We start from the raw sequence: 24,739 nt of genomic DNA, 5'->3' as shown, positions 1-24,739 counted from the left end.
ATCAAGTAGCCGATTGAATCTTTTCTACCATTTCTTGTGCCAAAGCGCGATAGGCATATGAGCCTTTTGACATCGGATCGTAGGTGATCACCGGCATGGCAAAAGACGGCGCTTCGGACACACGAACGTTGCGCGGAACGATTGTCTTGAAGACCAGGTCCCCAAGCGTCTCGCGCGCGTCCAGCTCGACCTGCTGGCTTAGATTGTTCCGCCCGTCATACATTGTGAGGACGACGCCCTCGATCCTGAGATCGGGATTTGCGGACTGACGCACCTCGCGAACGGTGAGCATGAGCTGCGAAAGCCCTTCCAGCGCAAAGAACTCGCTTTGAAGCGGGATCAGGACACTGTCAGACGCGACCATCGCGTTCACTGTCAGAAGATTCAGCGACGGCGGGCAATCGATCAGGATAAAATCCAGGTCATAGTCATCGATCCGCGGCTGCCTGAGCGCATCATACAGAAGAAAGCTCCGCCGCTCGTTCGATACCATTTCGATATCCGCCGAACTGAGATCCGTCGTCGCGGGGGCAATCAAAAGCCCTTCAATATTCGTCGCCCGGATTACTTTTGACAGATCAGCGTCTTCGACGAGAAGATCATAGGTCGTATATCCCCGATCCTCGGGGTCAATCCCGAGGCCCGTCGAAGCATTCCCCTGCGGATCCAGATCCACCAGAAGGACGTTGAACCCTTCCTCCGCAAGCGCCGCGCCAAGATTGATGGCTGTCGTGGTCTTACCCACGCCGCCTTTCTGGTTTGTCACGGAAATGATGCGGGGCTGAGAGGGCCGCGTTGGGTCAGACACGCTCGATTTCTCCGATATTCAGGACAACGGCCTCTGAGTCCGTCTTGCTTGGGTGAGTTTCGCAATCGAAGCGCCAGCGTTCAAGCGCATTCGAAAGCTCAACAGCATGTCCTGCGCCCTTCAACAAAAGCGCCCGACCAGACGCAGAGACATGCCGGACGACGAGGGGCAAAAGCTCGGGGAGAGGCGCAAGCGCCCGCGCCGAAACGATATCCGCCTGCTGCGGTTCGGCCGCCTCGATACGCTCCGCCAGTACCTGAAAGCGCACGCCCGTCTCTCGGCTGACAGTCCTCAGAAACGTCGCTTTTCTCTGATCGGATTCGATGAGTGTCGTGCTCCGCGCAGGCGCACGCTCCGCCGACAGGATTGCAATGACTGCGCCAGGGAAGCCTCCGCCGCTGCCCAGATCGCACCATGTTTCTGCGGACTCCGGCGCCAACTCCAAAAGCTGGGCGGAATCCAGAAAATGTCTGCTCCAAAGTGCGTTGAGCGTGCCGGGCGCAATCAGGTTTATCCGTCTCGTCCACTTTTGAACGAGCGATTCGTAGATATCCAAGCGCTCAAGCGTTTCACGTGAAACATTTACCGCGCGTTGAAACGCGTCTCGCTCCGAATTCATGCCGACTGGCGCGCCTGACGGCGGAGTCGCGCGAGTATCAGCGTCAGGCCTGCCGGGGTCATACCTTCAACGCGCCCGGCTTGGCCAAGCGTCGCCGGACGAACCTTTTCCAGCTTCTGGCGCAGCTCATGGGAAAGCCCGTCGAGGCTGGCGTAATCGAAATCTGTGGGAATCGCCTGCGCTTCGTCTTTCTTCAGGGAGGCCACATCTTTCGCCTGTCGTGCGATATACTGCGCATAAAGCGCGTCGCGCTTGAGTTGCTCTCGGATTTCGGGCGCGATCTCGGCCAGATCCGGCCAAATAGCGAGGATCGTATCAAACTCGACATCGGCGAAGGCCAGAAGGTCATTTCCGTTCCGCTTGGGCCCGTCGACCGAAACCTTTATTCCCGCACCAGCCGCTTCGCGCGAAGATATCGTAACGCTATCCAGGCGTTCCTTCCCTGCGGACAGCGCTTCCATCTTATTCTCGAACAACTCCTGCCGGCGTGAACCGACGCAGCCCGCTGAAATACCGAGAGGCGTCAGCCTTTGATCCGCGTTGTCGGCCCGCAGCGACAGACGGAACTCTGCGCGCGATGTAAACATCCGGTAGGGCTCGGTAACGCCCCGCGTCACCAGATCATCCACCATGACGCCTATGTAACTCTGATCCCGCGTGAAAATGACCGGATCGAGGGAAAGCGCCGCACCAGCGGCGTTCAGGCCAGCGACCAGCCCTTGCGCAGCCGCCTCCTCATATCCCGTCGTGCCATTGATCTGACCAGCAAGATAAAGCCCTTTGACGTCCTTGAGTCGCAGATCAGACCTCAGCGCACGCGGATCCACATAGTCATACTCGATGGCATAACCCGGCTGAACGATCTCGGCGCTCTCAAGCCCACGGATCGAGTGCACATAGGCCTCTTGTACATCCCGCGGCAGCGACGTCGAAATACCGTTGGGGTAAACCAGATCACTGGTCAGACCTTCCGGTTCCAGGAAAATCTGGTGACTTTCTTTTTCCGCAAAGCGCACGACCTTATCCTCGATCGAGGGGCAATAGCGTGGGCCCACGCCATCGATGTGGCCGCCATACATAGCAGATCGGCTCAGATTTTCCTGAATGATTTCATGCGTGCGGGTGTTTGTATGGGTGATCCCACAGGCAACCTGCCGTGCGGTAGCCGCCTTAGACAAAAACGAAAACAGCACCGGGTCGTCATCGCCTGGCTGCATTTCGAGTTTTGACCAGTCAATGCTCTGACTGCGCAGCCGTGGAGGCGTACCGGTCTTCAATCGACCCAGCGGGAGGCCGAAAGCATCTATCCGCTCGGCCAAATGCGTGGAGGCCTTGTCACCCATGCGGCCACCGGAGCGCGACTCGTCGCCAATATGGATGACGCCGCGCAGAAAGGTACCTGTCGTCAGAATGACTGCGGCAGCCTTGATCCGCGAACCATCGGCAAGCTCAACGCCGGCAACCGTTTCGCCCTTCAGGACAAGATCCGTAACCTCTCCCTCAACCACCGTGATACTCGGATACGCTTCGATCTCGAACAGCATTTCGGTTTGATAGATGGCGCGATCCGCCTGCGCGCGCGGACCTTGGACCGCAGGTCCTTTACGTCGGTTCAAGAGGCGGAACTGAATGCCAGCCTTGTCCGCCACGCGGCCCATAACGCCGTCCAGCGCGTCAATCTCCCTTACGAGATGGCCTTTCCCAAGCCCGCCGATAGCTGGATTGCAAGACATGACGCCTATGCCATCACGCTTCAGCGTAACGAGTGCAACCTTGGCACCGCGCCGCGCTGCCGCGTGCGCAGCCTCGGCACCCGCATGGCCTCCGCCAATCACGATTACATCTGCGTCCCGCTGTTTCACGTGAAACATCCCCTACTTCCCGATGCAGAAGCTTGAGAAGATATCGTCAAGCACATGCTCGACATCAACCCGCCCGACAAGGCTGTCCAGGGCGCGGACGGCATCCCGGAGTTCTTCTGCGATCAGTTCGGCCAATTCAGGCGCGCTGTCTAACCGATCCTCCGCGATTCCCAAAGCCTCGATTGCCCTCTGCATCGCAATTCTGTGTCGATCCCGCATGGCTATCCCTGCACCTGTCGCGCGGGCCGCTAGTGCCTCCGAAATGCGTCCAACAAGACGATCAAGCCCGGCACCTGTCGCACCGGACACGTCGCCCTCTGCATCGACATCGGATTTCGACCTCAGGACGATATCATCCGCTCCGGGCGTGAAAGCCGGCGAACTCTCGCCATGGCCAAGAAGAATGATCCTCAGATCGGCTGCTTCCGCCCGCTTGAGCGCTCGCTCGATCCCCAGACCCTCAACCTTGTCGGCCGTTTCCCGCAAACCGGCTGTGTCGAGGAAGGTAACCGGAAGCCCCCCAAGGTCCATCCGAACTTCAATGACATCACGCGTGGTGCCAGCCACATCCGAGGTGATTGCAGCCTCACGACCCGCGAGCGCGTTCAACAAGGTTGACTTGCCCGAATTCGGTGGCCCGACAATCGCCACTTCAAAGCCGTCGCGAATGCGCTCGGCAACTCCGATACCGTCCACCTGTCTCGCAAGCTCTGTGCGCACACCGGCCAGAAGCTCTTTCACTTCGGGACCGACGTCGACCGGTACTTCCTCATCCGCAAAGTCGATGGTCGCTTCAAGAAGCGCCGCAGCCCGGATCAGCCACATTCGCCAGGATTCGGCGAGCTCGCCCAAAGCACCCGAGAAGACGCGCATTGCCTGACGCCGCTGCGCCTCCGTCTCGGCTTCAATGAGATCGGACAAGCCCTCGACCTGGGCGAGGTCCAGACGATTGTTCTCCAGTGCGCGTCGCGTGAACTCCCCCGCCTCGGCGGTGCGAAGTCCAGGTTGTTCTGAAAGCGCGGTCAGCACCGCGTTCACGATGGCCGTGGCCCCGTGGACCTGCAGCTCGATCACATTCTCGCCCGTGAAGCTGGCTGGTGCGTCAAAGCGAAGAACCAGCGCTTCATCCAGAACCATGTCGTTCCAGGTCAGGCGTCTGGTCGCCGCCGTCCGGACCGCTGGCAGCGATATGCCAAGAGCCTTGGCCGCGTCATGCGCTCGCGGCCCCGATATGCGAATGACTGCAACGCCGGATTTCCCCCGCGGCGTCGCAAGGGCAAAGATGGTATCCATGACTATCCTGTTGATTTAAAACAGGAATTACGTGTTCATCGAGTCGAAGAATTCAGAGTTTGTCTTGGTCTGCTTCAGCTTCGAGATCAGGAATTCGATCGCATCGGTCGTTCCCATCGGGTTCAGAATACGACGCAGAACGAAGGTCTTGGCCAGGTCGCCCTTGTCGACCAGAAGGTCTTCTTTCCGGGTCCCCGACTTGAGGATATCGAGCGCCGGGAACACGCGCTTATCGGCGACCTTGCGGTCAAGCACGATTTCGCTGTTACCCGTACCCTTGAACTCTTCGAAGATGACTTCGTCCATCCGGCTGCCGGTATCGACCAGTGCAGTGGCGATGATGGTCAGAGAGCCGCCCTCTTCGATGTTCCGCGCGGCGCCAAAGAAACGCTTGGGCCGCTGCAGAGCGTTCGCATCCACACCACCGGTCAGTACCTTGCCCGACGACGGAACGACGGTGTTGAATGCACGACCCAGACGCGTGATCGAGTCGAGGAGGATCACCACATCCCGCTTGTGTTCTACAAGCCGCTTAGCCTTTTCGATCACCATCTCGGACACGGCCACGTGACGGGTCGCCGGTTCGTCGAAGGTCGACGAAATCACCTCACCCTTCACCGAGCGCTGCATGTCCGTGACCTCCTCCGGCCGTTCGTCGATCAGAAGAACGATCAGATAGCACTCGGGATGGTTGGTCTCGATGGAATGGGCGATGTTCTGCAAAAGCACCGTCTTACCAGTCCGCGGAGGCGCGACGATCAGCGAGCGCTGACCCTTACCGATAGGCGCGACGAGGTCGATGATCCGGGCCGAACGATCCTTGATCGTAGGGTCCTCGATCTCCATCGTAAGACGCTCATCCGGGTAAAGCGGCGTCAGGTTATCGAAGCTGATCTTGTGACGCGCGCGCTCGGGGTCTTCGAAGTTGATCTTCTCGACCTTCGTCATCGCAAAATACCGCTCGTTGTCGTTCGGCTCGCGAATGACCCCTTCCACGGTATCGCCGGTCCTGAGCGCAAACTGACGGATCATCTCGGGCGAAAGGTAGATATCGTCCGGGCCCGGAAGATAGTTGGCCTCTGGCGAGCGCAGAAATCCGAACCCGTCCTGAAGAACCTCCAGAACGCCATCCCCGCCAATGATCCAGTCCTCGTCCGCGCGCTCTTTCAGGATCGAGAACATCATCTCGCCCTTGCGCATGGTGGACGCGTTCTCGATCTCGAGCTCTTCGGCAATCGCCAGCAGTTCTTTCGGAGATTTCAGCTTGAGGTCCGACAGGTTCAAACGATCGGTCATGACATGTCCTGATGGGCCGCGCATAAGACGCGGTCTGAATTTCGTGGTCTGGAAAAGCGAAGTCTGGCCAGGACGGCCAACGCTGAGCCGCATTTAGGCAGGCCAGACGGCCAAGTCAATCTTTCTCAGACCGGCTTCACGATCACCGAAAAGACGATCACGATCAGCAGGAGCGTCGGCACCTCGTTCATGATCCGGTAGTAGCGGCCGGGATGCGTGTTGGTACCTGCCATGAAATCCTTGCGCCTCAGTCCGCACCAGTGATGGAACCACGTCATTGTCAGAACGGCCAATGCTTTGGTCCAAGGCCAGACCTGACCCCAGTCGATCGCACCCGGCGTGAACACCATGAGAAGGCCGGCAACCCATGCCGCGATCATAGCGGGGTTCATGATCGCTTTGAGAAGCCGACGCTCCATCGTCATGAACAACTCATGCGTCTCACCGCTCATTCCGACTTTCTCAGCGTGATAGACATAAAGTCGGGGCAGGTAGAATAACCCTGCCATCCACGCGATGACCGAGATCACGTGAAACGCTTTGACCCAGGGGTAAAGTAACCAGAGGGTATCGCCCATCATCCCCGCCTTTCTTCACGGCTCTCTTAATACATAAAAGAAAAAGAGAAAGAGATGATGTGGTTTGTAGGACAGGGGCATAAGTGGAATTAATGACTTACTAACCAAGATTTCCCAGACGTGGATAGTCGAGGCGCCATCGGCTCAAATCCTGAAGGTAACCTGAAAAGTCTCTTTATATCAGATATCTAAACGGATACTGGACGGGAATAACCCGTGGATAACTCTGGGAAGCGTTTTGGATATCCGCCTTGTCCACACACACCCGATCCGGCTTTCCCACCGGGGATAACTTTGGCACTCTTTTCCCGCGTATCCTCGGATCGGGGGGAACACCTGTGCTTGCCCGTGAGCGGACGAGATGTCATCTGAACCATCACACGCTCAGCCACAGACTTATCCACGACATGTCCCCACTCGTCCTTGCCTCAGCTTCGGAAATCAGACGCCAGTTGCTCGACCGGTCTGGGGTTCCCTGCCGCGTTCAACCGGCGCGCGTGGACGAGGACGCGATCAAGGACGCGCTTCTGTCAGAGGGCGCATCACCTCGGGATATCGCGGATGCGTTAGCCGAAGCGAAGGCCCGCAAGGTTGCGTCGAAAGAGCCGGGCGCCCTGGTTCTGGGATGTGACCAGGTTCTGGATTTCGAGGGCACCATCCTGTCGAAACCCGAAAGCCCGGAAGACGCACAAATCCAACTCAAGGCCATGCGCGGCAAGCGACATATGCTGCTCTCCGCCGCTGTCATTTACGACGACGCCAAACCAGTCTGGCGGCATGTCGGGGTCGTTCGTCTGTACATGCGCGATGCAAGTGACGGTTGGATCGACGACTATGTCAGCCGGAACTGGGACAGCATTCAGCACGCGGTTGGTGCATACAAGCTGGAAGAAGAGGGCGTGCGCCTTTTCAGCCGGATCGACGGCGACCATTTCAATGTGATGGGCCTGCCGCTTCTCGAGATCTTGTCCTATCTGACTTTGCGCGGCACTTTGCCCCGATGAGCACGAACGTCATCCCTCTCGCCGGTGTCATAGGATCGCCCATCGCGCATTCGAAATCACCACGGCTGCATGGCTATTGGCTGAAGAAATACGGAATTCCGGGGCACTACGTTCCGCTCCACGTCAATTCCGACGATTTGGAAGACGTGCTGAAGACCATGCCGCGGATGGGATTTGTCGGGGCGAATGTCACCATCCCTCATAAGGAACACGTTCTCACCTTCGCGGATGTGGTTACGGATCGCGCTGCGCTGATCGGGGCCGCGAACACGCTGATCTTCAGGGAAGACGGCAAGCTTCTGGCGGACAACACGGACGGTTACGGATTCATCGAAAACCTGCGCCAGGGTGTGCCGGGCTGGTCTGCAGACGCCGGCCCTGCCGCCGTGATCGGTGCAGGAGGCGCAGCCCGGGCCGTCGTCTCGGCCCTCATCGAAGTGGGGTGTCCCGAAATTCGTCTTGCCAACCGGACAAAGGCACGAAGCGAAGCGCTCAGGCAGGAATTCGGAACAAAGATACAGGTTATCGACTGGGTTCAGGCGGGCAATATGCTCGAAGGGGCCGCACTGGTGGTCAACACGAGCTCGCTCGGCATGGAGGGCAAGGCCGAAATGCGGATACCGCTGGATGGCATCTCGCCAGACGCTGTGGTCACCGATCTTGTTTATACGCCGCTTGAGACAAAACTTCTTGCCCATGCCCGGAGCATCGGCTGCCGCACGGTCGACGGGTTGGGCATGCTGCTTTATCAGGCCGTTCCCGGCTTCGAGCGCTGGTTTGGGACACGACCAGAAGTAGACGACGCATTGCGCGAAACCATGCTGAAATGACTCGGCCAACCGTCATCGGTCTGACCGGGTCTATCGGCATGGGCAAGTCCACCACCGGCACGATGTTCGAAGAGATGGGCATCCCGGTCTGGAGCGCAGATGCCGCTGTCCATCGGCTATATGCCAAAGGTGGATCGGCTGTGGCCAAGATCGCAGAGCTATTCCCTGATGCCATCCGCGACGGTGCCGTCGACAGGACACGCCTGAGCGAGATCATCGCGGGCGATGGCTCGGCACTGAGAAAGATCGAAGCCGTGGTCCATCCGCTCGTCGCTGCGGACCGCGAGGCCTTTTTGAACAGCGTCGATACCGATCTGGCACTTGTCGATATTCCGCTTCTCTTTGAGACAGGCGCGGAAAGCTCTGTCGACGTTGTTGTCGTCGTTTCCGCGCCGGAAGATGAACAGAGGCGCCGGGTTCTGGAGCGGCCTGGTATGACCGGAGCCAAGCTGGACCTGATCCTGTCGAAACAGATGCCCGATGCGGAAAAGCGCGCGCGCGCCGACTTTGTGATCGACACCACCACCCTTGAAGCAGCCCGCGCTGCCGTTCAGAATGTGATCGGGCAGATCAGGAACAGGCAGAACGATGCGTGAAATCGTCCTTGATACCGAAACCACCGGATTCGACCCCGAAACCGGCGACCGGATTGTGGAGATCGGTGCAGTCGAACTGCGTGGACACGTGCCCACCGGTCAGACCTATCACCAATATATCAACCCGGAACGGTCCATGCCGGACGAGGCGTTTCAGGTTCACGGGCTGGGCGACGACTTTCTCAGGGACAAGCCGGTCTTCAAGGATATCGCACAGGCGTTTCTGGACTTCGTAGGCGACGCGAAACTGGTCATCCATAACGCTGCCTTCGACATGAAATTCCTGAATGCCGAGCTTGGCTGGTGCAACCTGCCCAAGTTGGACTGGGAACGCGCGATCGACACGCTGGACATTGCGCGAAAGAAATTCCCCGGCTCGCCGGCGTCTCTCGATGCGCTTTGCCGTCGCTATGGGATTGATAACTCGTCCCGTACACTGCACGGCGCACTTCTGGACAGTGAAATTCTGGCCGAAGTCTATCTTGAAATGATCGGCGGGCGGCAGCCCGATTTCGCGCTGACCACGGACAATTCTTCGAACGGCCCTCAGGGTGAAAGCGGTGCCCTGCCACGCGTTGGCAAACGGCCCGAGCCGCTGCCCCCTCGTCTGACCGAGGAAGAGCGCGCCGCCCATGATGCGTTCATCGCAAAAATGGGCGACGCGGCGCTTTGGAAAAAGGTCAGCTGACCTGCGTATCGGCAGCGGCGGCCTGCTGCTGCTGACGCTGAAGCAGCGTCTGACGATAAAGCGACACGAAGTCGATATTATCGATATTGAGCGGCGGGAAACCACCGTCACGGGTCACGTCGCTGACGATGCGGCGCGCGAAGGGGAACAGCATCCGCGGGCACTCGATCAGAAGAAACGGATGAAGCTGCTCTTCCGGGACGTTGTCGATGTGGAAGATGCCGCCATATTCCAGTTCGAGCAGGAACAGTGTTTCACCGCCGTTCTTGTTCTTGGACGTCACTTTGTACTTGGACAGAACCTCATACTGCTTGTCGTCCTCACGTTTGCGCGCATCCAGAGATACCTGAACCTGAATATCGGGCTGAACGTCGCCCTGAACCGGTTTCTGAGACAGGATGTTCTCGAAAGACAGGTCGCGGATGAACTGACCCAGGATTTTCAGTTGCGGGGGCGTCGGCTGTGCGGGTGCCGCGCCGTTTTCATTCTCAGCCATGGATAACTCCGTTGAGCATGTCAAAATTCCGCAGTCGGATAGCAGGTTGCGCGGCTGCCCTCAATGCCGGGTCCACCCCGATGGCCCTTGCTGGCCTTTCGGCGGGTCCAGATCCTCGTAATCGCCATCGATAATCGTTGGATCCTCGGGTGCGCGTTGCGGACGGCTGCCGTATTGGACCGTTTCGATATTCACTCGTTTGCGAATTGTGCGGTACATCGCCGACCGTATGCCCGGCACAAGCAGGGCAAATCCGACCGCATCGGTAAAAAAGCCCGGCGTCAGAAGAAGGGCGCCGGAAAACAGGATCATGGCGCCATGGGCCAGAGGCTCGGTCGGATCGCGGAGCTCTTCGAAGGAACCGCGAAGCTGGTTAAGCACCTGCAGCCCCTGGCTGCGCACCAGAAACGTACCCAGAATGGCGGTCAGGATGACGATGGCCAGTGTCGGCCACAAACCGATGAGCCCGCCAATCTGGATGAACAGGGCGATCTCGATCAGCGGGACGAGCAGAAACAGCAAAAACAGTCGCATATGATCCTCTTGGTCGCAGGTGGGCCGGTAGACTCGGGCTCACCCTCGCCCTACATATGTGCCCTGACGAGCGGAAACCCAAATTCATCGTTTCGAGAGAGAAATGGAATCTCAGTTGATACAGCTTCTCGTACTGGCCGGCATCGCGATCTTTCTCATTCTGCGCCTGAGAAGCGTTCTCGGAACACGTGATGGTTTCGAGAAGCCCCCGGTCGAAGGCCCGTCGCCCGCGCGACGCGTCGGCAATCGCCCTGAGTTCGACGTGATCGAGGGCGGCCCGGACCGCGACATCACCGACCACGTGGAAGACGGATCGCCGTCGGCCAAGGCGCTCGCCTCGATGAAAATGGCTGAGAACGGTTTCAACGTGACCGAATTTCTCGAGGGCGCACGCGGCGCCTATGAGATGATCCTGATGGCTTTCGAGAAAGGCGACCTTTCGCCTGTTGCCGACTTCCTGTCGTCCGATGTGCGCGAGGCGCTGCAATCCGTGATCGACCGCCGCGAGGAAGAGGGCCTGTCCGTCGAAGCCAATTTCGTTGGCGTTCGCGAGATTGCGTTGAAGTCCGCCGAGTTCGATCGTTCGACGAATGAAGGCGAAATGACGATCAAGTTTGTGGGCGAGCTGACCTCGGTCGTGCGGAATTCCGAAGGCGAAATCGTTGAAGGCAACCCGAACGAGATCAAAAAGCAGCGCGACGTCTGGACCTTTGCCCGTGTGATGGGGTCCAGCGATCCGAACTGGCAGCTTGTCGCAACGGGCGAGTAATCGGGCCGCGGGGGGTCTTTGACCTATGTCCCGCCGAAAGCCACGTGGATTGCGCCCCGACGAGCAGGAACTTTGGTCGCGCATCGCGAAATCGGCCAATCCGATGCGTTCGGCCAAGCCTGACAAGGGCGAGCCGGGCAAGATCACCCTGCCCGGCAAGGCCAAGCCAGTTCCTGAAAAGCCAAGACCCGAACCGATAGCACCCTTTCGCCTGGGAGAACGGGCGTCGACCGCCCTGCCCCCCAACGACCTTTCTGCGCCGCTTGGCGACCGTCTCGCGGCTCAGCCCGTCGCGATGGACAAGAAAGCACATAAGCGTATGTCGCAGGGCCGATTGACGCCCGAGGGCCGGATCGACCTGCACGGCATGACGCTGGACACGGCCCATGGTGCGCTGACCTCGTTCATCCTGTCCTCACAGGCCGCAGGCAAGCGTCTGGTTCTTGTGATCACAGGAAAGGGCCGCAAGGTTGAATCCTATGACCCGATCCCGACCCGTACCGGCGTTCTGCGCCATCAGCTGCCGCACTGGCTGTCGCTTCCGCCTCTGTCGCAAGCGGTCCTTCAGGTCTCGGAGGCGCACCGGAAACATGGTGGCTCTGGCGCCTTCTACGTCTACCTACGCAGGCGCTAGGCTGCGCTTCGCGCGGGCGGTCGCAACCCAGACCAGAATGGCAGCGATCAGGAAATAGACCACCAGGACCCCCATCTGTTCCGGAAAGCTGTAGCCGAGGTCGATCAGCGCACCGGATATGCCGGGGCCGATGGCGGATCCGAATACCATTATGCTGGTCGAGACCGCCTTGATCGCACCGATATGCCGGGTGCCGAAATACTCCGACCAGAAGGCGGCAGGTACGGTCGATTGGATGCCGTGGCCGATGCCGAAGAAGATCATCCCGATGGCCGCCACGCCAAGTGTCTCGGCCGATCCGATCAGAAAGAACGTCGCCGCGAAGGGCAGCATGTAGAAGCGCGCAAGCGCGGCCGATCCGAAGCGGTCGATCAACTGCCCGGATACAAGCGTCGCCGCGATGCCAACCACTGTCAGCAGCGGGATCAGGGCCAGATAATCCACCAGAGGCCAGCCTTTGACCGCCGCGATATGCACCTGCTGAAAGAACAGCGCCGTCCCCCACGCGGGCGGACCAAGAAGCATAGGCAGCAGGAGCCAGAAGATAGGCGAGCGCAGGACCTCGCCCCGCGTCCAATGCCGCCCGTCCATGCCCACCGATTGCTTGTCTTCCGCGTGGGATTGCGGCGTCCGCTCCTTGGTCAGAAGCCAGTGCAGGAGCGGAACAGAAAGGGCCAGGATCAGCGCTGCGCCCACCCACATGGACCGCCAGTCGAAGACCGTCAGACCAAGCGCGACGATAACCGGTAGCCCGGCCTGACCGACCGCAAAGCCGAGTGCGGCGAGCGACAGCGCCAGCCCCCTCCGCGCCGCGAACCATCGCGCCATCGCGACGACGGAAAGCTGCATGGTCATCCCCTGCCCGAACAGCCGCAGAAAGAAGATCACGAGGAACAGTAACGGCACCGCCGAATTTGCCGCCATGGCAAGGCAAGTCAGCGCAAGAACGGGAAGAACTGTCCAGATAAGTTGCCGCACGCGAAACCGATCGGTCAGCGCCCCGGCCCAGAGCATGACCAGCGCCGAGGCCGTGGTCGAAACGGTATAAAGGCCGCCCCACTGGCCGTCCGACAAATCGAACGTCCCCATGATCTCGGCTGAAAAAATCGCAATGAAATAAGTCTGCCCGAAGCTGGACAGGAACGACAGAACCGCACCCGCGAAAAGAAAGCGGCGGTTCTCGTGCAGGAATGCGAAAAGACTCATGCGGCCTTAATGTGACCGATCTCTTCGGGACAAAAGCGGAAAAGAGTTGGCGCTGCGCAAATTAGGGACGATCGAAAGCCCGACGTCAGGAAACGGCAGGGCGCGCCAAGAGCGCCCCGGGTCTCAGCCGCGCCGCGCCCGTGCCACGCCCAGACCCGCCAGACCGGCAAGAAGAAGAAAGCCCGAGGCCGGAAGCGGAATTTCAGGAGGGGTGACGGTCGTACCGATAGTATAGGACATGCGCTCGATGTGGATCTGATCGAACGGATCGAACGTGCCGTCGTTGAAGCTGAAGAACAAAGACGAGACATTTTCGAAGCCGGACAAGTCCCACAGGCATTCGATGATCCGGCACGCGAGATCGCCGGCGACAAAATCCGTCCCGGCTTCGTGATCGACGGTCACGCCGCCCTCACTGTTGATCGCGGAATAGGACACCTGAAGATCATTCACGAGGGTGTTGAACGTGATCTCCATTTCATAGCCGCTGTTGTTGTCGAAGGAGTTGGTCTGAAGCACTGACGCTGGCGCGCCACCGACATAGGTCGAGATAAGGATCGAGGCCGCGACATCGGTATCGACAAGATCAACAGAAAAGTCGGCATATTGATCCGTGATCGGTGTTCCGTTGGCATATTCGTCGAATTCTATGACCACGCTGGCCGTCGCAGGACTGGCGGAAAGAAGTGCTACCGCTGCCAAAGCTTCAATTCTCATTTCGTACCCCCTTCATAAACAACGCGATTGTATCCGAAAAGCCGGTGGCGAAATGGTGCAAACGCCCTATCCTCGGCTCCATGGAACTTACCCTCAAAGAGCACGAAGCACTTGAAATCGAACGCGCTCAATCCGCGCTTCTGGATGGAACCACGCTGAATGACGAAAGCCGGACGCGCGCCCTGCTGGTGCAAATGCGAAAACTGGTCAGGGCCGTTCGGAGCTTTGCGGCCTTTCCCCTGGAAGGCGGATACCGGTTCATCAGCGACGGCTGCGGTCCGCAGATCGAATCGTATCTGATGTCCAATATCGAGGGCTTTGACGCGGACGGAAATGTGCTTCTGGCCGACAAGGAGTTGGAAGAGATCAACCGCCGCCGCAGGAACATGGGTGCGGGCGTTCATCACGAGGGGCGCCTTCAGATGCGCGAGAAGATCGTCGAAACCACATATTTTCGAGATGTTTTCGAGCCTGCGGGGATGCACCACGTGATCGGCATCACCGCGCCGATGCCGGTTGGGGAGGCGGTTTTTGCCTTTGGCTTCAGGGGCGACGACGACCCCGGTTTCCGAGGCGAAAGAAGCGAAGCGCTGCTGCGGTTGATGCTGCCTGCCTTTGTCGCGGGTTTCGGGAAGCTGGCGGCACCAGTTGTTACCAAACCTGACGTTGCCAGCGCATTGCCGCCGAAAGCGACGCTGATCGAAAGCGGGCGCGCACTTGGCCTGTCGCCGAGACAGGCTGAAACAGCCGCACTTATCGCCGAAGGTCTGACAGCACGGCAAATCGCCAATGCGATGGGCGTGACCGTCGATACCGCCCGTCGGCATTCCGAGGCGGTCTTGTCGCGGCTCGGCGTCAGATCACGCGCGGCTGTCCTGCCGCGCCTGATGGATCAGAGCACGTAGCGGCTCATATCCGAACCATGGGCGAGGTCGCCCAGGTTGGTTTCGACGAAATCCGCGTCGATTGTCACGGTTTCGCCGGTTCTGTCGGGGGCGGTGAAACTCAGCTCTTCGAACACACGCTCCATCACGGTGTAGAGACGCCGCGCACCGATATTCTCGATGCTCTGGTTCACGTTGGCGGCGATCCGTGCAAGCGCGGCGATCCCGTCATCGGTGAAATTCACCGTCACTTCCTCGGTGCCCATGAGGGCCGTGTACTGCCGTGTCAGCGCATTATCGGTTTCGGTCAGGATGCGGACGAAGTCCTCTTCGGTCAGCGCGCGGAGGTTCACCCGGATCGGCAGGCGGCCCTGAAGCTCGGGCAGAAGATCGGACGGTTTGGCGATATGAAACGCGCCTGAGGCGATGAAGAGGACGTGATCCGTCTTCACCGGCCCGTATTTGGTCGACACGGTCGTCCCTTCGATCAGTGGCAGGAGATCGCGCTGCACCCCTTCCCGGCTGACATCCGCGCCACGCGTCTCGGACCGGGCGGTCACCTTGTCGATCTCGTCCAGAAAGACGATGCCGTTCTGTTCGACTGCTTCCAGCGCAGCCTTCTTGACCGCCTCGTCATCGAGGAGCTTGTCGGCCTCTTCGCCAATCAGGATTTCATAGCTTTGTGCCACGGTCATCTTCTTGCGGGTGGTGCGGCCGCCGAAGCCCTTACCGAAGATCGAGCCGAGATCGAGCGCCATACCGCCCTGCCCCGGCGGCATTCCTGGCATCTCCAGGCCCTGAAAGGGGTTGGTCTGATCCGCGATGTCGAGTTCGATCACCGTGTCGTCCAGATCGCCATCGCGGAGTTTCTTCCGGAACATCTCGCGGGTCTGTTCGCGTGCGCTCTCGCCCGCGATGGCGGCAAGAACGCGGTCCTCGGCGGCCTGATGCGCGGCCGCTTTCACGTCCTCGCGCATGTGTTCGCGGGTCATGGTGATGGCCGCCTCGACCAGATCGCGGATGATCTGCTCGACGTCGCGGCCGACATAGCCGACCTCGGTGAACTTCGTGGCCTCGACCTTGAGGAACGGTGCGCGGGCCAGCTTGGCCAGCCGCCGGCTGATCTCGGTCTTGCCGACGCCGGTCGGGCCGATCATCAGGATGTTCTTCGGGTACACCTCGTCCCTCAGGTCATCGGCAAGCTGCTTGCGACGCCAGCGGTTCCGAAGCGCCACAGCGACAGCGCGCTTGGCGTCCTTCTGTCCGATGATGAAACGGTCGAGTTCTGAGACGATTTCGCGAGGGGTCAGATCGGTCATTGTGAAATGGTTTCCACGGTCAGGTTGCCGTTGGTGTAGACGCAGATATCAGCGGCGATCGCCATGGCGCGGCGGGCGATGTCTTCGGCGTCGAGGTCTGTGTCGACAAGGGCGCGGGCCGCAGCGAGAGCATAGTTCCCGCCGGAGCCGATGGCGGCCACGTTGTGCTCGGGTTCAAGGACATCACCGGCGCCGGTGACAACGTAAAGGTCCTTGCCGTCGGTGACGATCAGCATCGCTTCGAGCTTCTGGAGGTATTTGTCGGTGCGCCAGTCCTTGGCGAGTTCGACTGCGGCGCGCTGAAGCTGACCGGGGGCCGCTTCCAGTTTGGCTTCGAGGCGTTCGAGCAGTGTGAAGGCGTCGGCGGTAGAGCCGGCGAAACCGGCGACGACGTCATAGCCGCCGGGGCTGAGGCGGCGCACCTTGGTCGCCGTGCCTTTGATGACGGTCTGGCCCAGACTGACCTGCCCATCGCCCGCGACGACAACCTTGCCGTTCTTGCGGACGCCGATGATCGTCGTCCCGTGCCAGCCGGGGAAATCCTCTGCCATGTCAGCCTCCGTTCAGTTCGGGGGTATATGCGGTTGATTGGCGCCCACTGCAAGGAGGGGGTGATCGACGCCTCCGGCGCCGATCCGCCGGGGCTCTGCCCCGGGCCCCGGGATATTTGAAGGCCGATAATGGACAGGACAGCAAAAAGCCGCCCCGGTGGGACGGCTTTTCACGAAATCGGGATGCGTGCGCTTCAGAGAGCGTCGTCGATCCAGCCCTTGAGTGCGGCTTTGGGCGCGGCGCCGGTCTTGTTCGATACGACCTGTCCGTCCTTGAAGAGGAACAGAGCCGGGATGCCCCGAACGCCAAGCTGCGCCGGAGAGTTCGGGTTCTCGTCCACGTTGACCTTGGCGATCTTCACCTGGCCGGCATACTCGTCGCTCAGTTCTTCGAGGGCGGGTCCGATCATCTTGCAGGGGCCGCACCATTCGGCCCAGAAATCGACGACGACCGGGATGTCCGAGTTCCGGACTTCGGCGTCGAAGGTATCGTCGGTAACGGCAACGGTGGCCATGCGGCTCTCCTTCCGGTGGGATGTGTCAGGGGAGCGAAACTAGGTATCCGCCAGCGGCGCGTCAAGCCGATGTTGTGCGTGAAAAGGCCCGGATCGCGATATCGTGTGGAACGTTCATGGGGGTCGCATCAACCGTCCAGAGAACGATCAGATCAACCTTTTTTTCGGGCCAGATCTGCTGCGCGGCAGTCAGATAGGCGCCCATCTGCCTCAGGACACCTTCGGGAATTGCGTCGGGCGATTGGGGACGGACGGCATTCGTCTTGTAGTCCACGATGGTCACCCGCGTATCGCTCAGGATCAGGCGGTCGACGGTGCCGGTCAGGCGCGAAGTTTCGTCAAGCCGGCATGTCAGATCGATCTCGCTGAGCCCATCGGTCTGGAAAAGCTGCGGCAGCGCATGGATGCAACGCGCGGCCTCGTCCAGAAGCGCTGGAATTTCTGCCTCGGAAGCTGGTTCTGGACCGCGTGACAGGATGTGAAGCGAAAGTTCCGGCCAGGTGGCCTCCGGGTGGCCTGGCAGATGTTCCAGCAGCGCATGTATCCAACGCCCGCGGCGCTTGGCCTCCTCCTCCGGCAGGCCGGCGTCGCCGGGGACGATCTTTGCGCCTCCCAGATCGGATGGGGAAAGAATACGCTCCGGAGCCGCGCTCACGGGGGCGGGGTCGCTCCAGGTGCCAGTGGCGCGCGGCTCATTCTCATTGCTCTCGTCGACAGGCTCGGGCGCTGGTTCCTTCGGCCAAAAACCGCTTTCCAGCCGAAGGATGGCACCACCGCTATCCGGCACCGCCTCTGCGCCCGCGGCTTCTGCCCCTGCCCGGATCGAGGCGTGCCAGCTTTTGTCCCCGCTACCCTTCTTCGGTGCGATACCCGCCACGATCAGCCAGTGCTCGGCGCGCGTCATCGCCACGTAGAGAAGGCGGTGCCGTTCCTCGCGGTCGGCGTCACCCTGCACGGCCTTGGCCGTCAGAACGAGGCGGGGCGATTCCGTGGCGGCTGTGTTCCAGACCGGTGCACCAGTGCCTGTGATCACAAAGCTACCAGAACGGGACGTTTCGGCGCGGATCGTCTCGGGCAGAATGACGATCGGGCTTTCGAGACCCTTTGCGCCATGAATCGTCATTACCCTGATCTGACCGCTGTCTCCGTCGAGTTGTCTTTTGACCTCGATCTCGGAGGACAGCATCTCGGATACGAACCCGGTGATCGTCGGAACTGCGGTTTGTTCGTAATGCAGTGCCTGATTGAGAAGCTCGTCGATGGCATCCTCGGCTTCGGGACCCAGTCGCGCGGCCAGCTTTGTGCGCCCGTCGAACCGTGTGAGGATCGTCTCCAGCATCTCGAAGGGTCGATGGAAATCGACCTTGTGCCTGAGTCCGTCCAGGATCGCGACGGTTTTGGGCCACTCGTCGCGCCGCGCCCTGAGCTCGGCCCAGAGAAAGGACGCCTTCCTGCCCTGGGCCAAGTCGTAGAGATCGGCTTCCGACCAGCCAAACAGGGGGGAGCGCAGGGCAGTTGCGAGCGAAAGATCATCTTCGGGCAAAGCGAGAAAGGACATCAGCGCCAGCAAATCGCGCACCGCAAGGGACGATGTAATCCTCAGCTTGTCTGCTCCCGAAACGGGGAGGCCTGCCGCCTTGCAGGCACGTATGATCTGATGAAACAGCGTCGCGCGGCGCTGGACCAGAATCATGATATCTCCGGCCAAAACCCTCCGGAATTGGCCATTTTTTGCCGGAATAGTCTCTGTTTCCAGAAGCCCCGATATATGGCCCGCGATCTGCTCCGCCAGAAGTACCGCCGGGTCGTCATCGGCGACGCGATCGACCGGGTGATACCATTCCGGAGGGTCGCTCGCGGCTGGTGCGGCAATCGGCGGCCAGACATCGACGCGGCCGGGAAGATCGGGGAAGACCGCCTCGTGCGAGACCGCGTCCCCTGCCCCCTTCAACCCGGCAGCCTCGAACGTGGCATCCACCGCCTTGAGGATTGCGGGCGACGAACGAAACGAGAAGGGCAATTCCTGCCGCTCAAATCGTCCGCCTTGCGCCATCATGTCTTCGAAGCGTTCTGACATGCCGTCAAAAGCACGCGCATCGGCGCCCTGAAAGCTGTAGATCGACTGTTTTTTGTCGCCGACCACGAAAAGTGAGCGCGGAACCGCGGCGCGCGACCCCTCGCCCGATGCGATCTCTTCGGCCAATGCCGAGATGATCGACCATTGCGCCGGACTGGTATCCTGCGCTTCGTCCACGAGAATATGGTCGATCCGCGCGTCGAGCCGGTAGAGAACCCAGGCAAGCGACCGGTCGGTCAGAAGCGTCCGGGTCTTGTGGATGAGGTCGTCGAAGTCCAGAAGCCCACGATCATCTTTGGCTTTCTGGTATGCGGGTAGCAGTCGGCTGGCGAAGCGGTGCAGGGTAAGCGATTTCTTCGTGGCATCGAGCGAGACGATCTGCTCGCGGGCCTCTGCGACACGCCCGGCGATTGCAAGATATCGACCGAGAAGCGGCGCAAAGGCACCTTTCTTCAGGTCAGCGGTCGGCGGAGAGGTTTTGGGACTGAAAGGCTCGGTCGCGGTTGACCCGGTCAGCATCGTCCCGACGAGTACGTCGAGCGCGTTGCGATCAGGCATCGAACCAAGACCCGTCAGAGCCGCGCCGACCTTCTGGTCGGTCGTCTTTTCGCTGGTCAGAAGAACGGAACCACAATCCTTCAGAAACCGGAGATCGTCCGGCGAAATCGCGGTTGTGATCACAGAATGTTCAGTCACGCCATCCGCCAGCCCGAAGAGCCTGCGCAAGGCCGTCTCGTCCTGGATCGGATCGAAGGCGTCGCGTGATCCGGTTACCTCTTTCGCCAGTGAAACAAGGTCGCTACCGCTAAGCTGTCGCGCGACGCCGCTCACGATGTCCGGCTCTGCAAGGCAAAGCGCATTCACCACATCTTCAAGCAGGTGATCCTGCCCGGTCTCGTCCAGTTCGCGGAAACCGGGGCTTACGCCAGCTTCCAGCGGAAACTGCCGCAGGATGGCGCTGCAGAACGAGTGGATGGTCTGGATCTTGAGGCCGCCCGGCGTTTCGATCGCGCGCGCAAAGAGCGTTCTGGCACGCGACAGATCGAGCGGACCGGTCTCGCCCAGACCGCGAAGCCGCTTCGACAGGTCCTCGTCGTTCAGCATCGACCATGTGCCGAGATTGGCGAATAGGCGGTTCTGCATCTCGCCGGCCGCGGCCTTGGTGTAGGTCAGGCAGAGAATGTTCTGCGGATCGGCTTTTCGGAGTAGAAGCCGGGCCACGCGGTCGGTCAGCACGCGGGTCTTGCCCGAACCTGCATTGGCGGCGAGCCAGGTCGATGCGTCGGGATTTGCGGCAGCGTTCTGCCGTGTTGTCGCCGCGTCGATGCTCATGGCAGCAAGACCTTTGTCGCCGGCTTCGTGTCGTCCCACTCCCCATATCGCGCCAGATGGTCATAGTCGCCATCCCATGCCAGTTCCTCCATGGCGCGCCGCGACGGATATCCTTTGTCCGGATTGTCGAAAGCCGTAACCAACTGGCTCAATTCCGCTGAAATAGTGACTGTTCTGAAGTCCAGCTCGTCACCCGCCACCAGTTCGTGCATGTCCTCGCCATGCTTCCTGTCCAGCCCGAGATGGCTGACAAAGGCGACCTCGGCAGGGTCGATATCCTTGAACCCGCCAGCCTTGGCCATCACCGCCTCGATCAGAAGCTGCCGCTGGAAATAGCGCATCCGCTTGGCCGAGGGCGGTCCCCCCGCCTTGTAGTCGAAAATCGCCAGCCGTCCGTCTTTCAGGAGGTCGATGCGATCAGCCTTGCCCTTGATCGTATAGCCATTGCCCAGGGGAATCTCGCCCCATTGCTCGCGCCAGATGCGTTGGGCGCGCACCTGTCGAACAATCTCTCGTTCAGAGAAACCAGGCGCGATCGCCTCGAAATGGGCGCCCCACTGAACGCGGGCAGACGGCCAGGGCACGGTTTCGCCCAGAACCTCCCTGGCCTTTGAAATCAGGCACTGTTCAAGGGATTTCGCGTCCTCAAACGGCCCGAAAGCGAGCGCACGATCCATGATTTCGTGATAGACGATGCCCCTCAGAGCCATGTCGGGCCTCGGTCGCAAGGGATCGAGCGGTTTCACCCTGAGCACATGTTTGGCGTAGATGGCATAGGGATCGCGGATCAGCGTTTCGATCTCGGTGACGGAAAGCGTGCGCGGTCGGACGGACACCGGCGGCGCCGGGGCAGGGCGCGGCGCCGGCTGCTCCGGTTCAACGGGTGTCTCCAGCCCTTGTGCGATATCCAGATACCGCTTGCCGCGGTCTTTCATCGCGTCGAGCGCGGCTTGCCCATTCTGATTGGGCAAACCCCTGAGAAGGTTCGTGAATCGGTTCAGCCAACGCGAAGGAACTGTTTGCGCTTCGGCATCCCTCAGAGAGCGCGAGAGGATCACCGTCTCCGCCGCAACGGCTTGCTGATAATCGTGTGCGGACAGCCCGATCTGACGTTCCGGCAGCAGAAGCCCCGCCTCGCGGCGCATGGCACGGTTGAGCCATGGGTCGGCGCTGGGCGTGCCCGGCCAGGACCCGTCGTTTAGGCCGCCGAGAATGACAAGGCTCGCCCCCTGGACGCGCGCCTCAAGCGTCCCCCAGATCATCACGTCGCGCCGCACGGTGTCCGGGTTTCGCATGTTTTCGGCCGCAAGGGCGCGGTCGAACAGCCGGATATAGTCCGGAAGGGGCATCGGTGCCCCGGACGCGCCCGTCTCTCGGAACCGGTCCATCAGAACCGAGATGTCCCTGCCTGCCTGTTCGCGCCAGAGTGTGCCACCGCCCGTGCCGCCATCCGCAATAAGCTCGGCAAGGCGAAGATGTGCGTCCACCATCAGCCCAAGCGAGGGATCAGGTACGACACGCGCGATATCCAGAACGCGGGCAATCCAATCCGCCCATTCGCTGCGCTCGGGTTTCGCGTCGGTGAAGGCATCCAGATCGGCCTGACCGGGAAGATGGGTGCCTCGCCGCCGCAAGAGCAACTCGAAATCCCGCGTATGCAAAAGATGCGGGCCGCGATCCGCGTCCCCCGACCGGACCAGCGGATGCTTGAGCATCGCGACCAGCGCCTCAGAGGTCACTTCAGCTCCGATCAGCCGGACAGCCTGGCGCAGAAACCGGCCGGGCGCGGTTTGGTTCAACGGCTGGCCGGCGCTGTCATCGGGCTGGATATCCCAACGGGCGAGGCTGGCGGCGACGCGGCGCCCCAGAACGCGGTCAGGTGTGATCAGCGCGACCGTCTCGCCACGTTCGACGGCGTCGCGGATCGCGACCGAAATGGCCGTAGCCTCTGCGCGCTGGCCGGGCGCTTCGATCAGGGTCATGCGCGACGTGGCGGGGATCAGGTCACCCAGCGCTGGTCCTTCCGACAACCACTGATCGGTGACCGGGGCAGGGCGCAGCGACAGCGAGACAAGCGCGTTCCGCGCTGGATCCGGTACCGCGCTGGGCCAGGGCGAAACCTGACCCGGGGCAACGCCGAGCGCCTTTAGAAGCAGGGCGAAGCGGTATTGCGGGTGATCCTCGACTCCGTTGCCATCGGTCAGAAGCGACCAGATTTCACTGGGGAGGTGATCGTCGAAACCGGGCAGGATAAGAGCGCCTTGCGGCAGCGACGCCACGGCCTGCATTAGTCGGAACGTGGTGCCGCGCGATCCGGTCGAACCTGCAACAATGACGGGTCCATCCGGCGGGTCCTGCGACCAGCCGTCCAGAAGAATATCCAGCGCGGCGCGATTGATCGCCTCAGGATTGGCCTGACCGTCGTCGGTGGCAGCGAGATAGTCGGTGACCACACCAAGGAACGTCTGCGTGCGTGCCCAATGGCCGGAGCCATCGCCGGTGCGGATGTTGCGCAGCCGGTCGGGCGGCACGCCTTCGACCTGCATTTCGTCCAGAAGCGCGGCAAGGCTGTCGGCCAGATCGAAAAGCGCGGCGCGCGGCGCCAGCGTCGGATCCTGATCGAGCAGCGCGGCGATGAGACGAGCAAGTTCCAGCCGCCTTGCAAGCGCTGAGGTGGGGCGGGGTAGGGGTGCCGTCGGCACTAACTCGGCAATGTCGGTCACAAGCCGGATGCGCGGCAAAAGCCGGGCGGTGTCGCGAGAAAAGAGCTCTCGCAACCGTCGCTGCATCCGGCGCGTGTTGACCAGAACCGTCACCCGGGCGAGTGCCTCGGGCGGTTGCCCTGACATCCGGTCCAGAATGCCCGTGACCACGGCGTCGGGAAAATCCGCGCCGGGCGGCACGCCGAAGACGCGGGGGGTATCGGTTGGATCAAACATGGCCGGTCGCCATCATCCGCTCGGCCAGCGTCAGTCCCTCGGGGTGGCCGATGTCGCACCAGTCGCCAGCGTATTCGATCCCTCTGAGCCGACCGTCGGCATTCAGCCGGTCCCAGACCTGATTGAGCGAGAAGGCGGTGTCGGAAATATCGGCAAGTATTTCGGTGCGGAGGATCTGGACACCACAGTAAACGTAATCGCCGCCCCGGCTGAGCCTACCACCATCGAGCGTGAAGTCTCCGCCGCCCTGCCGCCCGAGGGCACGTTCCATCGGCACGACCAGCAAGAGCGCGCCATCGTCCTCGCGCCACGCGCCCAGAAGCTGTTCGACCGGGTTCGGGCCGCGCCAGCCGGCGTCGGGGTTCATCGTGACGACCGGGCCCGGCCCCAGAAGCGGCAGCGCGGCCTTGAGACCGCCGCCTGTATCGAGAATCTCGGGCTCTTCCCGGCTGATCGCGACGCCACGCTCGGTGAGATGCGGCTCGATCCGGTGGGCCAGATAGTGCGTGTTCGCGACAAGAGTACTCAGACCCGCCGAACGACCCATCGAGATCGCGATGTCGATCATGGGCTGACCTGCCACGGGCAGCATCGGCTTGGGCAGGTCTTTCGTCAGCGCACCCATGCGCGTTCCGAAGCCAGCGGCGAAAATCATCATAGAGCGGGGCATGTCGCTCATGCGGTGGCGGCCTCTTCCTCGAAGGATCGTCGCCAAAGGTCTGCTCTGCTATCGGACCAGTCGATCACAACGCTCCGCCCTTCGCCATCATGGGCAAAGCGCAGGCGACAGGCGTCCGCCGGTGCCATATCGCCCAGCCGGTCCGGCCATTCGATCAGAGCGATGGCGCTTTGCATGGCCTCGTCCAGACCCAGCTCGACCACCTCTAATGGATCGGAAAGGCGATAGAGATCCGCGTGCCAGATCTCGACCTGTCCGTCGTCATAGGTTTGCACCAATGTGAACGTGGGCGAGGGCACGTCTTCGGACAGTCCTGCCTCTGCCAGACGCCACTGGATCAGGGACCGCGCGAAATGGGTCTTTCCCGCGCCGATGGGCCCGTCCAGCAAAAGCGTGTCGCCCGCGCGCAGGAGCGGCGCAAGCGCCACGGCAAGCCGTTCTGTCGCTTCGGCATCGGAAAGGTGAAGGCGGATCTCGGCGGACATATTGTCAGTTTGGCCGCCGGGCCAGCGG

24 protein-coding genes are annotated in these 24,739 nt (G+C 61.0%); 7 read left to right on the top strand and 17 right to left on the bottom strand.

Features of this window, described 5'->3' with window-relative positions; translation table 11 throughout:
* Position 1: 1 nt before the first annotated feature.
* The 6 genes from GQ651_RS10375 to hemJ form a co-directional block, all read right to left on the bottom strand.
* Positions 2 to 808 (bottom strand): ParA family protein, encoded by an 807-nt coding sequence (locus GQ651_RS10375; protein WP_160764191.1) that lies wholly within the window; start codon positions 806 to 808, stop codon positions 2 to 4.
* On the bottom strand, positions 801 to 1,427 hold the full coding sequence (rsmG, locus tag GQ651_RS10370) for a 16S rRNA (guanine(527)-N(7))-methyltransferase RsmG (protein ID WP_160764190.1): 627 nt from the start codon (positions 1,425 to 1,427) through the stop codon (positions 801 to 803). The genes GQ651_RS10375 and rsmG overlap by 8 nt, the downstream gene beginning before the upstream one ends.
* Positions 1,424 to 3,298, bottom strand: coding sequence for a tRNA uridine-5-carboxymethylaminomethyl(34) synthesis enzyme MnmG (gene mnmG / locus GQ651_RS10365; protein WP_160764189.1), 1,875 nt, complete (start codon positions 3,296 to 3,298; stop codon positions 1,424 to 1,426). Before mnmG ends, rsmG begins: the two co-directional genes overlap by 4 nt.
* A 3-nt stretch (positions 3,299 to 3,301) precedes the next feature.
* The gene (mnmE, locus tag GQ651_RS10360) at positions 3,302 to 4,582 is read right to left on the bottom strand and encodes a tRNA uridine-5-carboxymethylaminomethyl(34) synthesis GTPase MnmE (protein WP_160764188.1); all 1,281 of its coding nucleotides are present in this window, start codon (positions 4,580 to 4,582) and stop codon (positions 3,302 to 3,304) included.
* 27 nt (positions 4,583 to 4,609) lie between these two features.
* A complete protein-coding gene (gene rho / locus GQ651_RS10355; protein ID WP_160764187.1) occupies positions 4,610 to 5,878 on the bottom strand; it encodes a transcription termination factor Rho in 1,269 nt (422 codons plus the stop codon).
* Between the two features lie 125 nt (positions 5,879 to 6,003).
* Complete coding sequence (gene hemJ, locus GQ651_RS10350; protein ID WP_160764186.1) at positions 6,004 to 6,456, bottom strand: protoporphyrinogen oxidase HemJ; 453 nt, start codon at positions 6,454 to 6,456, stop codon at positions 6,004 to 6,006.
* Positions 6,457 to 6,863: 407 nt separating this feature from the next.
* On the opposite strand from hemJ, the gene GQ651_RS10345 reads away from it, so the two are divergent.
* The 4 genes from GQ651_RS10345 to dnaQ are packed head-to-tail and all read left to right on the top strand — an operon-like array spanning position 6,864 to position 9,574.
* Positions 6,864 to 7,460: a Maf family protein gene (locus tag GQ651_RS10345; protein WP_160764185.1), complete on the top strand. Its 597-nt coding sequence runs from the start codon at positions 6,864 to 6,866 to the stop codon at positions 7,458 to 7,460.
* Positions 7,457 to 8,290: a shikimate dehydrogenase gene (locus GQ651_RS10340; RefSeq protein ID WP_160764184.1), complete on the top strand. Its 834-nt coding sequence runs from the start codon at positions 7,457 to 7,459 to the stop codon at positions 8,288 to 8,290. The genes GQ651_RS10345 and GQ651_RS10340 overlap by 4 nt, the downstream gene beginning before the upstream one ends.
* Entirely contained in the window at positions 8,287 to 8,886 is a 600-nt protein-coding gene (gene coaE, locus GQ651_RS10335) for a dephospho-CoA kinase (protein WP_160764183.1), read from the top strand. The genes GQ651_RS10340 and coaE overlap by 4 nt, the downstream gene beginning before the upstream one ends.
* The gene (gene dnaQ / locus GQ651_RS10330; protein WP_160764182.1) at positions 8,879 to 9,574 is read left to right on the top strand and encodes a DNA polymerase III subunit epsilon; all 696 of its coding nucleotides are present in this window, start codon (positions 8,879 to 8,881) and stop codon (positions 9,572 to 9,574) included. The genes coaE and dnaQ overlap by 8 nt, the downstream gene beginning before the upstream one ends.
* Here the strand turns inward: dnaQ and secB are convergent.
* Positions 9,567 to 10,070: a protein-export chaperone SecB gene (gene secB / locus GQ651_RS10325; RefSeq protein WP_160764181.1), complete on the bottom strand. Its 504-nt coding sequence runs from the start codon at positions 10,068 to 10,070 to the stop codon at positions 9,567 to 9,569. The two genes, dnaQ and secB, sit on opposite strands and share 8 nt — an antisense overlap.
* Before the next feature lie 60 nt (positions 10,071 to 10,130).
* Positions 10,131 to 10,604, bottom strand: a complete 474-nt coding sequence (locus GQ651_RS10320; protein WP_160764180.1) for an FxsA family protein — start codon at positions 10,602 to 10,604, stop codon at positions 10,131 to 10,133.
* Between the two features lie 103 nt (positions 10,605 to 10,707).
* On the opposite strand from GQ651_RS10320, the gene GQ651_RS10315 reads away from it, so the two are divergent.
* Complete coding sequence (locus tag GQ651_RS10315; protein ID WP_160764179.1) at positions 10,708 to 11,373, top strand: Tim44/TimA family putative adaptor protein; 666 nt, start codon at positions 10,708 to 10,710, stop codon at positions 11,371 to 11,373.
* Between the two features lie 49 nt (positions 11,374 to 11,422).
* Positions 11,423 to 12,007, top strand: coding sequence for a Smr/MutS family protein (locus tag GQ651_RS10310; RefSeq protein WP_319637398.1), 585 nt, complete (start codon positions 11,423 to 11,425; stop codon positions 12,005 to 12,007).
* Here GQ651_RS10310 and GQ651_RS10305 read toward each other — a convergent pair.
* Together GQ651_RS10305 and GQ651_RS10300 are read right to left on the bottom strand one after the other, a co-directional pair.
* The gene (locus GQ651_RS10305) at positions 11,993 to 13,213 is read right to left on the bottom strand and encodes an MFS transporter (RefSeq protein ID WP_160764177.1); all 1,221 of its coding nucleotides are present in this window, start codon (positions 13,211 to 13,213) and stop codon (positions 11,993 to 11,995) included. The genes GQ651_RS10310 and GQ651_RS10305 overlap by 15 nt on opposite strands.
* 123 nt (positions 13,214 to 13,336) lie before the next feature.
* The gene (locus GQ651_RS10300; RefSeq protein WP_160764176.1) at positions 13,337 to 13,930 is read right to left on the bottom strand and encodes a VPLPA-CTERM sorting domain-containing protein; all 594 of its coding nucleotides are present in this window, start codon (positions 13,928 to 13,930) and stop codon (positions 13,337 to 13,339) included.
* Positions 13,931 to 14,010: 80 nt separating this feature from the next.
* On the opposite strand from GQ651_RS10300, the gene GQ651_RS10295 reads away from it, so the two are divergent.
* Positions 14,011 to 14,835, top strand: coding sequence for a helix-turn-helix domain-containing protein (locus GQ651_RS10295; protein WP_160764175.1), 825 nt, complete (start codon positions 14,011 to 14,013; stop codon positions 14,833 to 14,835).
* On the opposite strand, the gene hslU is transcribed toward GQ651_RS10295, so the two are convergent.
* The 7 genes from hslU to tsaE form a co-directional block, all read right to left on the bottom strand.
* A complete protein-coding gene (gene hslU / locus GQ651_RS10290; protein ID WP_160764174.1) occupies positions 14,823 to 16,133 on the bottom strand; it encodes an ATP-dependent protease ATPase subunit HslU in 1,311 nt (436 codons plus the stop codon). The genes GQ651_RS10295 and hslU overlap by 13 nt on opposite strands.
* Positions 16,130 to 16,684: an ATP-dependent protease subunit HslV gene (gene hslV / locus GQ651_RS10285; RefSeq protein ID WP_160764173.1), complete on the bottom strand. Its 555-nt coding sequence runs from the start codon at positions 16,682 to 16,684 to the stop codon at positions 16,130 to 16,132. The genes hslU and hslV overlap by 4 nt, the downstream gene beginning before the upstream one ends.
* A gap of 194 nt (positions 16,685 to 16,878) precedes the next feature.
* Entirely contained in the window at positions 16,879 to 17,199 is a 321-nt protein-coding gene (gene trxA / locus GQ651_RS10280) for a thioredoxin (RefSeq protein WP_160764172.1), read from the bottom strand.
* 61 nt (positions 17,200 to 17,260) lie between these two features.
* Positions 17,261 to 20,608 carry a double-strand break repair helicase AddA gene (gene addA / locus GQ651_RS10275; RefSeq protein WP_160764171.1) on the bottom strand — a complete coding sequence of 1,116 codons (3,348 nt, stop codon included), beginning with the start codon at positions 20,606 to 20,608 and terminating at the stop codon, positions 17,261 to 17,263.
* Complete coding sequence (gene addB / locus GQ651_RS10270) at positions 20,605 to 23,547, bottom strand: double-strand break repair protein AddB (protein WP_160764170.1); 2,943 nt, start codon at positions 23,545 to 23,547, stop codon at positions 20,605 to 20,607. The genes addA and addB overlap by 4 nt, the downstream gene beginning before the upstream one ends.
* Complete coding sequence (locus tag GQ651_RS10265) at positions 23,540 to 24,226, bottom strand: nucleotidyltransferase family protein (RefSeq protein ID WP_319637397.1); 687 nt, start codon at positions 24,224 to 24,226, stop codon at positions 23,540 to 23,542. The genes addB and GQ651_RS10265 overlap by 8 nt, the downstream gene beginning before the upstream one ends.
* Positions 24,223 to 24,711, bottom strand: coding sequence for a tRNA (adenosine(37)-N6)-threonylcarbamoyltransferase complex ATPase subunit type 1 TsaE (tsaE, locus tag GQ651_RS10260; RefSeq protein WP_160764169.1), 489 nt, complete (start codon positions 24,709 to 24,711; stop codon positions 24,223 to 24,225). Before tsaE ends, GQ651_RS10265 begins: the two co-directional genes overlap by 4 nt.
* Positions 24,712 to 24,739: the final 28 nt, after the last annotated feature.

This window comes from Kangsaoukella pontilimi, from assembly GCF_009830125.1.
Classification (GTDB): domain Bacteria; phylum Pseudomonadota; class Alphaproteobacteria; order Rhodobacterales; family Rhodobacteraceae; genus Kangsaoukella; species Kangsaoukella pontilimi.
Note: the sequence above shows the minus strand (reverse complement) of the source record. Positions and strands in the feature narration are given on the sequence as shown.

Excerpts from the sequence above, each read along its gene's own strand:
- rsmG (WP_160764190.1), bottom strand. The coding sequence starts at position 1,427 with ATGAATTCGGAGCGAGACGCGTTTCAACGCGCGGTAAATGTTTCACGT.
- mnmG (WP_160764189.1), bottom strand. The coding sequence starts at position 3,298 with ATGTTTCACGTGAAACAGCGGGACGCAGATGTAATCGTGATTGGCGGA.
- mnmE (WP_160764188.1), bottom strand. The coding sequence starts at position 4,582 with ATGGATACCATCTTTGCCCTTGCGACGCCGCGGGGGAAATCCGGCGTT.
- rho (WP_160764187.1), bottom strand. The coding sequence starts at position 5,878 with ATGACCGATCGTTTGAACCTGTCGGACCTCAAGCTGAAATCTCCGAAA.
- hemJ (WP_160764186.1), bottom strand. The coding sequence starts at position 6,456 with ATGGGCGATACCCTCTGGTTACTTTACCCCTGGGTCAAAGCGTTTCAC.
- GQ651_RS10345 (WP_160764185.1), top strand. The coding sequence starts at position 6,864 with ATGTCCCCACTCGTCCTTGCCTCAGCTTCGGAAATCAGACGCCAGTTG.
- GQ651_RS10340 (WP_160764184.1), top strand. The coding sequence starts at position 7,457 with ATGAGCACGAACGTCATCCCTCTCGCCGGTGTCATAGGATCGCCCATC.
- coaE (WP_160764183.1), top strand. The coding sequence starts at position 8,287 with ATGACTCGGCCAACCGTCATCGGTCTGACCGGGTCTATCGGCATGGGC.
- dnaQ (WP_160764182.1), top strand. The coding sequence starts at position 8,879 with ATGCGTGAAATCGTCCTTGATACCGAAACCACCGGATTCGACCCCGAA.
- secB (WP_160764181.1), bottom strand. The coding sequence starts at position 10,070 with ATGGCTGAGAATGAAAACGGCGCGGCACCCGCACAGCCGACGCCCCCG.
- GQ651_RS10320 (WP_160764180.1), bottom strand. The coding sequence starts at position 10,604 with ATGCGACTGTTTTTGCTGTTTCTGCTCGTCCCGCTGATCGAGATCGCC.
- GQ651_RS10315 (WP_160764179.1), top strand. The coding sequence starts at position 10,708 with ATGGAATCTCAGTTGATACAGCTTCTCGTACTGGCCGGCATCGCGATC.
- GQ651_RS10305 (WP_160764177.1), bottom strand. The coding sequence starts at position 13,213 with ATGAGTCTTTTCGCATTCCTGCACGAGAACCGCCGCTTTCTTTTCGCG.
- GQ651_RS10300 (WP_160764176.1), bottom strand. The coding sequence starts at position 13,930 with ATGAGAATTGAAGCTTTGGCAGCGGTAGCACTTCTTTCCGCCAGTCCT.
- GQ651_RS10295 (WP_160764175.1), top strand. The coding sequence starts at position 14,011 with ATGGAACTTACCCTCAAAGAGCACGAAGCACTTGAAATCGAACGCGCT.
- hslU (WP_160764174.1), bottom strand. The coding sequence starts at position 16,133 with ATGACCGATCTGACCCCTCGCGAAATCGTCTCAGAACTCGACCGTTTC.
- hslV (WP_160764173.1), bottom strand. The coding sequence starts at position 16,684 with ATGGCAGAGGATTTCCCCGGCTGGCACGGGACGACGATCATCGGCGTC.
- trxA (WP_160764172.1), bottom strand. The coding sequence starts at position 17,199 with ATGGCCACCGTTGCCGTTACCGACGATACCTTCGACGCCGAAGTCCGG.
- addA (WP_160764171.1), bottom strand. The coding sequence starts at position 20,608 with ATGAGCATCGACGCGGCGACAACACGGCAGAACGCTGCCGCAAATCCC.
- addB (WP_160764170.1), bottom strand. The coding sequence starts at position 23,547 with ATGTTTGATCCAACCGATACCCCCCGCGTCTTCGGCGTGCCGCCCGGC.
- GQ651_RS10265 (WP_319637397.1), bottom strand. The coding sequence starts at position 24,226 with ATGAGCGACATGCCCCGCTCTATGATGATTTTCGCCGCTGGCTTCGGA.
- tsaE (WP_160764169.1), bottom strand. The coding sequence starts at position 24,711 with ATGTCCGCCGAGATCCGCCTTCACCTTTCCGATGCCGAAGCGACAGAA.